At 69.3% G+C, this 9,121-nt stretch carries 9 protein-coding genes; 8 read left to right on the forward strand and 1 reads right to left on the reverse strand.

Translation table 11 applies throughout. The features are described from left to right. Positions 1 to 57 precede the first annotated feature (57 nt). The 4 genes from DRB06_RS12425 to DRB06_RS12440 all read left to right on the forward strand — a co-directional run bounded on the left by DRB06_RS12425 (position 58) and on the right by DRB06_RS12440 (position 3,079). A complete protein-coding gene (locus DRB06_RS12425; protein ID WP_111820120.1) occupies positions 58 to 945 on the forward strand; it encodes an NAD(P)-dependent oxidoreductase in 888 nt (295 codons plus the stop codon). A 10-nt stretch (positions 946 to 955) separates the two neighbouring features. Then, positions 956 to 2,326 carry a GntP family transporter gene (locus DRB06_RS12430; RefSeq protein ID WP_111820121.1) on the forward strand — a complete coding sequence of 457 codons (1,371 nt, stop codon included), beginning with the start codon at positions 956 to 958 and terminating at the stop codon, positions 2,324 to 2,326. A gap of 91 nt (positions 2,327 to 2,417) precedes the next feature. Then, on the forward strand, positions 2,418 to 2,657 hold the full coding sequence (locus DRB06_RS12435) for an AbrB/MazE/SpoVT family DNA-binding domain-containing protein (RefSeq protein WP_073331139.1): 240 nt from the start codon (positions 2,418 to 2,420) through the stop codon (positions 2,655 to 2,657). Beyond that, a complete protein-coding gene (locus tag DRB06_RS12440; RefSeq protein WP_073331135.1) occupies positions 2,654 to 3,079 on the forward strand; it encodes a type II toxin-antitoxin system VapC family toxin in 426 nt (141 codons plus the stop codon). The genes DRB06_RS12435 and DRB06_RS12440 overlap by 4 nt, the downstream gene beginning before the upstream one ends. Positions 3,080 to 3,139: 60 nt before the next feature. Here DRB06_RS12440 and DRB06_RS16255 read toward each other — a convergent pair whose 3' ends face one another. Continuing rightward, positions 3,140 to 3,691: a hypothetical protein gene (locus DRB06_RS16255; RefSeq protein ID WP_181575268.1), complete on the reverse strand. Its 552-nt coding sequence runs from the start codon at positions 3,689 to 3,691 to the stop codon at positions 3,140 to 3,142. 218 nt (positions 3,692 to 3,909) lie between these two features. On the opposite strand from DRB06_RS16255, the gene DRB06_RS12450 reads away from it, so the two are divergent. From DRB06_RS12450 to DRB06_RS12465, 4 genes are all read left to right on the forward strand, one after another. Beyond that, the gene (locus tag DRB06_RS12450) at positions 3,910 to 4,347 is read left to right on the forward strand and encodes a cupin domain-containing protein (protein ID WP_111820122.1); all 438 of its coding nucleotides are present in this window, start codon (positions 3,910 to 3,912) and stop codon (positions 4,345 to 4,347) included. A gap of 220 nt (positions 4,348 to 4,567) precedes the next feature. Continuing rightward, the gene (gdhA, locus tag DRB06_RS12455; protein WP_073331127.1) at positions 4,568 to 5,905 is read left to right on the forward strand and encodes an NADP-specific glutamate dehydrogenase; all 1,338 of its coding nucleotides are present in this window, start codon (positions 4,568 to 4,570) and stop codon (positions 5,903 to 5,905) included. A 338-nt stretch (positions 5,906 to 6,243) separates the two neighbouring features. Beyond that, positions 6,244 to 8,667 carry a bifunctional UDP-sugar hydrolase/5'-nucleotidase gene (locus DRB06_RS16870; RefSeq protein ID WP_267896294.1) on the forward strand — a complete coding sequence of 808 codons (2,424 nt, stop codon included), beginning with the start codon at positions 6,244 to 6,246 and terminating at the stop codon, positions 8,665 to 8,667. Continuing rightward, complete coding sequence (locus tag DRB06_RS12465) at positions 8,664 to 9,035, forward strand: sterol carrier family protein (RefSeq protein WP_108968904.1); 372 nt, start codon at positions 8,664 to 8,666, stop codon at positions 9,033 to 9,035. The genes DRB06_RS16870 and DRB06_RS12465 overlap by 4 nt, the downstream gene beginning before the upstream one ends. Positions 9,036 to 9,121: the final 86 nt, after the last annotated feature.

Consider the following 9,121-nt stretch of genomic DNA (forward strand, 5'->3'; position numbering starts at 1 on the left):
CATTTCCCATCAGCACCCGGGGCAGTTGCCCCACAACCGATCAAAGGAGATCTCATCATGACCACCACCGTTGCCGTCCTGGGACTAGGCGCCATGGGTCTGCCCATGGCCACCAACCTCTCCCAGACTTTCACCGTCCGCGGCTTCGACATCTCGGCCGAACGACTGGCCCTCGCGCAGCAGGCCGGGATCGTGCCCGCGACCTCGGCAGCCGAGGCCGTAGCCGACGCCGACGTCGTACTGGTCGCCGTCCGCAACCAGACTCAACTGGAGGAACTGCTGTTCGGCCAGGACGGCATCGCCGCCGCCATGCGCCCCGGCGCCGCGGTCCTGCTCACCTCCACGGTGGGCGGGGCCGGCGTGGAGGCCGTCGCCGATCGGCTGCGGGACATGGGCCTGCTGCTGGTGGACGCCCCCGTTTCCGGCGGACCGGTACGCGCCGGAGACGGTGACCTGCTCGTCGTCGTCGGCGCCGATGACGAGGCCTGGGCGGCGACCGAGGATGTGCTCGAGGCGATGTCCTCCACCCTGGTGCGCGTGGGCGACGAACCCGGCTACGGCCAGTCCATGAAGACCGTGAACCAGCTGCTGTGCGGCGTGCACATCGCCGCCGCCGGTGAGGCACTGGCGCTGGCCCAGGCCCTCGGCCTGGATGTGGAGGCCGCGCTGAAGGCGCTCATGGCCGGCGCGGCGGAGTCCTTCATGCTCGGCGACCGTGGGCCGCGCATGCTGCAGGCCTACGACGAGGACGGGCCCGAGGTGCGTTCCCGGCTCGACATCTTCGTCAAGGACATGGGCATCGTTACGGCCGCCGCCAAGTCGGTCGGGTTGTCCACCCCGGTGGCGGCCGCCGCCGAGCAGTTGTACCTGCAGGGGGCGCGGCGCGGCCTGGGAGCGCAGGACGACTCCACGGTCATCACCGTGATCGCGCCCGAGCAGGACTGAGGGCGGGACCATGTCCACCACCGTCCTGCTGTTACTGGCGGTAGCGGCGATAGCCGTTCTGCTGGTACTGGTCATCAAGGCCAAAATGAGTGCCTTCGTGGCCATGATCCTGGTGTCCATGGTGCTCGCGCTGGCCGCGCGCATCCCGATCGGGGACGTAGTCCAGACGATGATCGACGGCATGGGCAAGACCCTCGGGTCCGTGGCCATGGTCGTCGGCCTGGGGGCGATGCTGGGCCGGGTCATTGAGGCCGCCGGCGGCGCGGAGGTCCTGGCCGAGCGCTTCACTCGGATGCTGGGGCGTGAGCGCGTGGTCGCGGCCGTCGTCGCGGCCGCCTTCATCCTCGGCATCCCGATCTTCTTCGACGTCGGCTTCATCATCCTGGCGCCGATCGTCTTCGGCTTCGCCTACATTGCGAAGATCAACCCGCTCAAGATCGGCCTGCCGGTGGCGGCGACGATGCTCGCCCTGCACGTGGTCATCCCGCCTCATCCGGGGCCGGTCGCCTCGGCGGCCACACTCGAGGTTGACGTCGGTTTGCTGATGCTGCTGGCCCTGCCCGTGTGCGCGTTGGTGGCGGTCGTGGTCTACTTCGCCTCCACGCGACTGGGCCTGGAGGCGGTTCCGGTCGGCCCGACGCCGCTCGGCAGCGCCACGGAGGCCGCCGAGTCCACCTATACGCCCGGCGGCGCGGTGCCCCGGGCGCACGCCACCGGCCCCGGAACGGTCGTCTTCCTGATTCTCGAGCCGATTGTGCAGATCATGGTGGGCACCGTCGGGCAGATGCTGGTGGATGAGGAGTCCTCCGCCCACGCGGTGCTCGGATTCATCGGCTCTTCGACGACGGCGCTGCTGACCGCCGTGCTGCTGGCCTACTTCATCGTCGGCCAGCAGCAGGGGTGGTCCTTGGAGCAGCGCGGCAAGATCCTCGACTCCGCACTGCCCGATGTGGCCACCATTGTGTTCGTCACTGGCGCCGGGGGAGTGTTCGCCGGCGTGTTGGTGGCCAGCGGTATCGGCGATGCGCTGGCGCAGGCCCTGGTGACCGCGCACCTGCCGATCCTCTTGACCGCCTTCGTCATTTCGGCGGCGCTGCGGGCCTCGCAGGGCTCGGCGACGGTGGCGATCCTGACCACGGCAGGGCTGCTGGCGGACGCGATTGCCGGCGGCGGCTACTCGGCCCTGCAGGTGGTGCTGATTCAGATGGCGATCGGCTTCGGCGCCCTGGGCTTCTCCCACATCAACGACTCCGGCTTCTGGATCGTCACCAAGTACATGGGTCTGTCCGTCAAGGACGGGCTGAAGAAGTGGACCCTGCTGTCGACCGTCGGCGGACTCACCGGCTTCCTGCTCACCGGCGTCGTCTGGCTGATCGCCTGACTCCGGCGCCCCTCCTGGGCGCGGTCCCGGCCCTGCCGCGTCCGTGCGAGCGACCCTCAGCGAAATGGGACTGCGATGGTAATCTCATCCCATGGAGTTGACGATCGATTCGGGCGGACGCATCCTCCTGCCGAAGAGCCTGCGGGAGTCGCTTGGATTGCTGCCGGGAACGAAGGTGGATGTGTCCCCCTATGGAGGCGGCGTGCAGCTGACCCCGGGTGGGCGTACTGCCCGAGTGGAGCGTGGTGAGGATGGGCACCTGGTCGCCACTTCGCAGACCCCAGTCACCGATGACGTGATGTTCGCACTGATCGATGGTGGCAGAAGGTGAACGCCGCGCCGCGCCTAGCCGTCGATACGAGTGTTGCCATTCCTCTGCTGGTCGCCTCCCATGAGGCACATCGCCCGGTGCGTGACTGGGCGAGGGGGAGGCGGCTGAGTCTCAGCGGGCACGCCCTGGCGGAGACCTATGCGGTGCTGACGCGGCTGCCCGGAGACGCGCGCGTGTCCGCCGAAGACGCGGTTGCGCTTATCGACGACCGTTTCCCAGAGGTACTCGCCCTTTCTGCGAATTCGGCGATCACGGCACACCGGCGATTGGCCGGCCTTGGAATCGCCGGCGGTGCCGTCTACGACGGTCTGGTCGCTCTCGCGGCGTTGGAGAATGGCGCGGTGCTCGCCACACGGGACGCGCGCGCGAGGGGAACATATGAAGCGGTCGGAGTCGCCGTCGAGGCAGTCACGGCCGGATAGCGCGCCAGGTGGTGGCCTCTGCGTCGACGGCGGTGCGTCGACTGCGGTCGGCGGGCGTGATTACACCTCGTACCGGTGACCGAAGCTTTCATTGATGTTTGCGGCGAGGTCGCGGATGGCGCGGACGAGGACGATGCCGAACACGAAATTGACAACCCATCCGCGCGTCCACCAGACGTATTCAATCGGCCACAATCCATACAGGATCGTCCAGGTAACTAGCGAGGCGGTGAGCGTGACGGCGGCCAAGGTCGTTCCCCAAATGGCGGCGCGCAGTGATTCCGTGCTCAGGAGGACTAGGCAGGAGATGAGGCCGAGGATGCACAGGAGGATGGTCGAGTTCGAATATGCCTCCGTCATTTGGCTCACCCGGTCAGAACTGTCGGAGAACTCCTCGTCAAGGCGTAGGGCTATCTGCAGTAGCAGCGCGAGGGACCATGCGGCGACCGTCCACCACTCGGTCCGGCGACGTCGTGGAAGTCGGGTCGGTGCTTGCAGCAGGATCGAATCAACCGGCGGAGCGCTCCACCGCTTGCTATCGGCGCGGCCGCGGCTGGACGAGGAGGGCCTGGAGTCAGAGGGGGCGGACCCGGAAGAGTCAGTGGCGCTCATACCTGGATCATGCCAGTTGGCGGTGCTGGAGGCGGCGTAGACGGACCGAATGCTGCCGCCGCCTCGACCGGCCTCGGCACGAGACTTCTGCCGACCTCGGCGCGCTCCCAGAGTGCGGTGGGACGGCGCATGGGGGCCCGGTCGGTGCCTGGCTGCGGCCGGGCGGCGCTCCTAGCCTGAGGCTGCGCGGCCGTCCGGGCCGCGGGAGAGGAACCACCATGACCGCCACCACCGACGAATCCGTCTTCGCCGTCGAGAACGTCTTCGGCAAGGGCGAGCTGAACACCGCCTTCGCCCAGTACTTCATCGGCGACAGCTACCTGAACAACCTCGTCGACGACCCCGAGTGCGCCGTCGGCGTCCACAACGTCACCTTCTCGCCCGGCTGCCGCAACAACTGGCACATTCACCACGCCACCTCCGGCGGTGGCCAGGTGCTCATCTGCACCGCCGGCTCCGGCTGGTACCAGGCGGAGGGCGAGGAGCCCGTCTCCCTCGAGCCCGGATCGGTGGTGTTCATCCGCGCCGGCGTCAAGCACTGGCACGGTGCCAAGGCCGACTCCTGGTTCTCCCACATCGCGCTCGCGGTTCCCGGGGAGAACACCTCCAACGAGTGGCTCGAGCCCGTCGACGACGTCGCTTACGCTGCTCTGTGAGTGGTGCCCCCGCGTTCGCGGTCGCCGCTCCCTCCCTCTCCGCAGCCTACGGTCGAAACATGAGATGTTTCGTCTCAGTTACCGGCGGGGTGGGAGTGTTTAGCCCAGCGCGGGATGCCCGCCTGCTCAAAGACGTGCTCCTGCGCCGTAATCGCAGTCACGCGACGCTGATGGGAAATCGGCACGCGCCGCTGCCAGGTGACAGGTGAAGGAGTTCCCCATGCAGGACGTCGTTGAGAAGGTTTATGAGCAGGTTGTGGCTCGCAACCGCGGGGAGGCCGAGTTCCACCAGGCCGTCCGCGAGGTGCTGGAGTCGCTCGGCCCGGTAATCGCCAAGCACCCCCACTACGCCGAGAATGCGCTGCTGGAGCGCATTGTGGAGCCCGAGCGGCAGATCATGTTCCGGGTGCCGTGGGTCGACGACGCCGGTGAGGTCCACGTCAACCGCGGTTTCCGCATCGAGTTCAACTCGGCGCTCGGTCCCTACAAGGGGGGCCTGCGCTTCCACCCGAGCGTCAACGCCGGCATCATCAAGTTCCTCGGCTTCGAGCAGATCTTCAAGAACGCGCTCACCGGCCAGGGCATCGGCGGCGGCAAGGGCGGCTCCGACTTCGACCCGCACGGCAAGTCCGACGCCGAGGTCATGCGGTTCTGCCAGTCCTTCATGACCGAGCTGTCCCGCCACATCGGCCCGAGCGTGGACGTGCCCGCCGGTGACATCGGCGTGGGCGGCCGTGAGATCGGCTACCTCTTCGGTCAGTACAAGCGCCTGCGCAACAGCTATGACGCCGGCGTTCTGACCGGCAAGGGTCTGGCCTGGGGCGGCTCCCTGGTGCGCACCGAGGCCACCGGCTACGGCACGGTCCTGTTCGCCCAGTCCATGCTGGCCACCAAGGGCGACTCCCTGGAGGGCAAGACGGTCGCCGTCTCCGGCGCCGGAAACGTCGCCATCTACGCCATCGAGAAGGCGCAGCAGCTGGGCGCCAAGCCCATCACCTTCTCCGACTCCTCCGGCTACGTCGTGGACGAGGCCGGCGTAGACCTGGAGCTGCTCAAGCAGGTCAAGGAGGTCGAGCGCGGCCGCGTCGCCGACTACGTCTCCCGGCGCCCCGGCGCCCGCCTGGTCACCGAGGGCCGCCCCTGGGACGTCCCGGTCGACGTCGCCCTGCCCTGCGCCACCCAGAACGAGCTCGACGCCGACAACGCCGCCACCCTGCTGCGCAACGGCTGCGCCGTCGTCGCCGAGGGTGCGAACATGCCCTCCACCCCGGAGGCCATCGAGGCCTTCCAGGCGGCCGGCATCCTCTACGCCCCCGGCAAGGCCTCCAACGCCGGCGGCGTGGCCACCTCCGCCCTGGAGATGGAGCAGAACGCCGGCCGCACCCGCTGGGACTTCGCCACCGCGGAGGCCAAGCTCACCGGCATCATGGCCGACATCCACGACTCCTGCGTCGAGGCCGCCGAGACCTACGGCCGCCCCGGCGACTACGTCCTGGGCGCCAACGCCGCCGGCTTCACCCGCGTGGCCGACGTCATGATCGCCCACGGCATCGTCTGATCCGATGATCCGAAAGACGGGGGTAGCCAATCGGCCTAGCCGATCGGCCGATGCGTAGCGCGGGTGCGGTTACCTCGCGGTCACGTGCTCCGGGACTTGCTGCCCGACGACGGCGCCCGGTCGCTTCCCAGGCGGCCGGGCGCCGTCGTGTCGTATGCGCGGTATGGAGCCGGAAAGTAGGGGCGCGGTGGCGGCGATCCGGGTTCATAGGTGGAGGCCTGCCTAGCATCATCAAATTGTCATGATTACTAATTGGTGTGTGCCCTGGCCCATAGGTGTCCTGACACTTATGGTGATGTCAATCGTTCGACTTACTGATGATCACTACGAGGACCACCATGAGATCGCGACACCTGGCCCGGCTGGTCGTCCCCCTGACGGCCCTTTGCCTCGCTGCCCTTGATCCCGGCGCAGTGGCTGCGCCGACCGCGGTTACCGGCTCCGCCATCGGCGGCCCGGTGGTAGTGGCCGCCCCGGTAGGCGGCATGCTGAGCGCGAGCCCCGGCGCGAGTGTCGCCGACGAGCGGGCGGCTGCCGCTGCCGCCCCTGCCGGTGCGGACGCTGCGACCGTCACGATCAACCTGCTGGGTATCAGCGACTTCGGCGGCCACATCGAGCGAGTGTCCACCGACAGCGAGGGCGCGCAGCTGGTCTCCGAGCCCGGCGCCGTCACCCTGGCCTGTGAGGTCGCCGCCGCCCGCTCCGCCACGCCGGGCACCCTGCTGGTGTCCACCGGCGACAACGTGGGCGGCTCGGCCTATATCTCATCGGTGCTGGACGACCAGCCCACCATCGACATCCTCAACGCCATCGGCCTGGACGTCACCGCCGCCGGCAACCACGAATTCGACAACGGCGTCACCGACCTCTCCGCCCGCCTGCTGGGCGCCTTCGACGCCCCCGTGCTGGCCGCCAATGTCACCGGCAACGACGCCCTGCTCGCCGAGGGGGACGGCGACGGCGTGTGGACGACGCAGGTGGACGGCGTGACCGTCGGCTTCATCGGCCTGGTCACCGACTCCCTGCCCAGCCTGGTGGCCGGCTCGGCCCTCGAGGGACTCGAGGTCGCCGACCTCGTGCACACCGCCAACGCCCGTGCCGCCGCCCTGAAGGACGGCGATCCGGACAACGGGGAGGCCGACGTCGTCGTCGTCCTGGCCCACGAGGACGCCGCGGTCTACGCCACCCAGTTCAACGGTTCTGTCGACGCCGTCTTCGGCGGGCACACCCACGTCGCCCACGCCACCACCGTCACCGGGAAGGACGGCAACCGCATCGCGGTGGTCCAGTCGGGCCAGTACGGGGAACTACTGGGCAACATCACCCTGTCCTTCGACCCCGCCACCGGTGCCGTGGGCGTGGTGCAGGCCGCCAACATCGACCTGGCCGCCTCGAACTGCACCACCGACGCCTATGGCGTCCAGGCCATCGTCGACCAGGCCGCCCGCGAGTCCCGCGCCGCCGGCGCCCGCGTGCTGACCAGCCTGGGCACCGGCTTCTACCGTGGCACCAACACCGGCTCCGACCCCGGTGCCAACCGCTCCACCGAGTCCACCGCAGCCAACCTCATCGCCGACTCCTACCGCGCCTGGCTGACCACCGATATTCGCCCCGAAGGCGACCACTATGTGGGGCTGATGAACCCCGGCGGCGTGCGCGCCGACTACCTGTTAGGCGACCTGACCGAGGGGGAGGCCTACACCGTCCAGCCCTTCGGCAACGAGATGGGGTACGCCGCCTATACCGGCGCCCAACTCAAGGACGTGCTCGCCCAGCAGTGGCAGCCCGACACCTCCCGGCCGGCGCTCATGCTCGGCGTCTCTGCCAACGTGCAGGTCTACATCGACCAGGACGCCGCCGACGAGCTCGAGGAGTACTGGAGCCGAATCTCCAACGGTGCGCAGAGCGCCGCCGAGCTCGAGTCCGCCATCGACGCCGCTCGCGCCCGCGTCATCCGCTCGGTCTACGTCGACGGTGTCGAGCTCGACGACGATGCCAGCGTGGTGGTGGCCTCCAACTCCTTCATGCTGTCGGGCGGCGACGGCTTCACCGTCCTGCGCGGGGGCGAGGTCTCCAGCACCGGCATTCTGGACCGCGCCGTCACCGCCGAGTACCTCCAGGCCGGCGGCGCCACCTCCGCCGACCTGGCCAAGCGGCAGATCGGCGTCGACCTGGACGTTGACGCCGCCGACGGCAGCGCTACGGTCCGTTTCACCGGGCTGAGCTTTACCGCCGCCTCCGAACAGGCCGCCCCCGGCGCCGCCGCGGAGGTCACCGCCACGGTGGCCCTGGCCGACGGCGGCACCCAGCATCTGACCAGTGCCGCCATTGACGCGACCATCACCCCCGAACTGCCGGAGACCGGCGCCAGCACGCTGAAGATCGCCCTGCCCGCCGACGTCGCCACCACTACCTGCCCGGCTGACGCCGGCAGTGCTGCCGGCGTCAGCGCCAATGCGGCCTGCGCCGTCGTCTCCTTCACCCTGGTGGCCCGCGACGGCTCCACCCGCAGCATTGATCTGCAGGCCCTGGTGCCGGTCGGTGCGGCCGCCGCTCAGGCCGATGCCGGCGTCCCGGAGGCGGCCGATCAGGTGATCGTCGCCCCCGCCGACGACTCGCTGGCCGGCTTCGAGGTGCCGGATTTCCTGGGCTCCTTCAGCGTGATGTCGGTGGCCGTGGTCGCCGCCTCGGGGCTGGCCTGCTACTGCGTGATCCGCCGGGGCCTGCGCGGGTGGCGCCATGCCGTACCGTCGGAGGCGTGAGACGACGTATTGATCCCGCCGCGGGCGCCCACGCCGTGCGGCAGTGGGCGACCGCAACCGATGCCGGCGCCCGGCCCCAACGCGCCGATACGGCCGCCGCCGTGCGATACACCCTGGAGGAGCTGGCGGCCTGCGCCCCCGGGCATGCCGTGGAGGTGCGGGTGCCGCCCTTCGGCGTCACCCAGGCGGTCTCCGGCACCGTGCACCGCCGGGGGACCCCGCCCAGTGTGGTGGAGACCGACGCCGCCACCTGGCTGGCCCTGGCCACCGGCCGCCTGGGCTGGCGGGAGGCGCTGGACTCCGGGGCCCTGCACGCCTCCGGTGAGCGCTGCGACCTGTCCGCCTACCTGCCGCTGCTGCGCGCCTGAACGCCCGGTCGGACAAGAAAGTTCCCCGAAGTTCGCATAACCCCTTCACAAGAACGTCCGTTCGGGCATATGCTTATGCCCGAACG

The organism is Actinomyces sp. Z5, from assembly GCF_003287795.1.
GTDB lineage: Bacteria > Actinomycetota > Actinomycetes > Actinomycetales > Actinomycetaceae > Actinomyces > Actinomyces glycerinitolerans.

Excerpts from the sequence above, each read along its gene's own strand:
- DRB06_RS12425 (WP_111820120.1), top strand. The coding sequence starts at position 58 with ATGACCACCACCGTTGCCGTCCTGGGACTAGGCGCCATGGGTCTGCCC.
- DRB06_RS12430 (WP_111820121.1), top strand. The coding sequence starts at position 956 with ATGTCCACCACCGTCCTGCTGTTACTGGCGGTAGCGGCGATAGCCGTT.
- DRB06_RS12435 (WP_073331139.1), top strand. The coding sequence starts at position 2,418 with ATGGAGTTGACGATCGATTCGGGCGGACGCATCCTCCTGCCGAAGAGC.
- DRB06_RS16255 (WP_181575268.1), bottom strand. The coding sequence starts at position 3,691 with ATGAGCGCCACTGACTCTTCCGGGTCCGCCCCCTCTGACTCCAGGCCC.
- DRB06_RS12450 (WP_111820122.1), top strand. The coding sequence starts at position 3,910 with ATGACCGCCACCACCGACGAATCCGTCTTCGCCGTCGAGAACGTCTTC.
- gdhA (WP_073331127.1), top strand. The coding sequence starts at position 4,568 with ATGCAGGACGTCGTTGAGAAGGTTTATGAGCAGGTTGTGGCTCGCAAC.
- DRB06_RS16870 (WP_267896294.1), top strand. The coding sequence starts at position 6,244 with ATGAGATCGCGACACCTGGCCCGGCTGGTCGTCCCCCTGACGGCCCTT.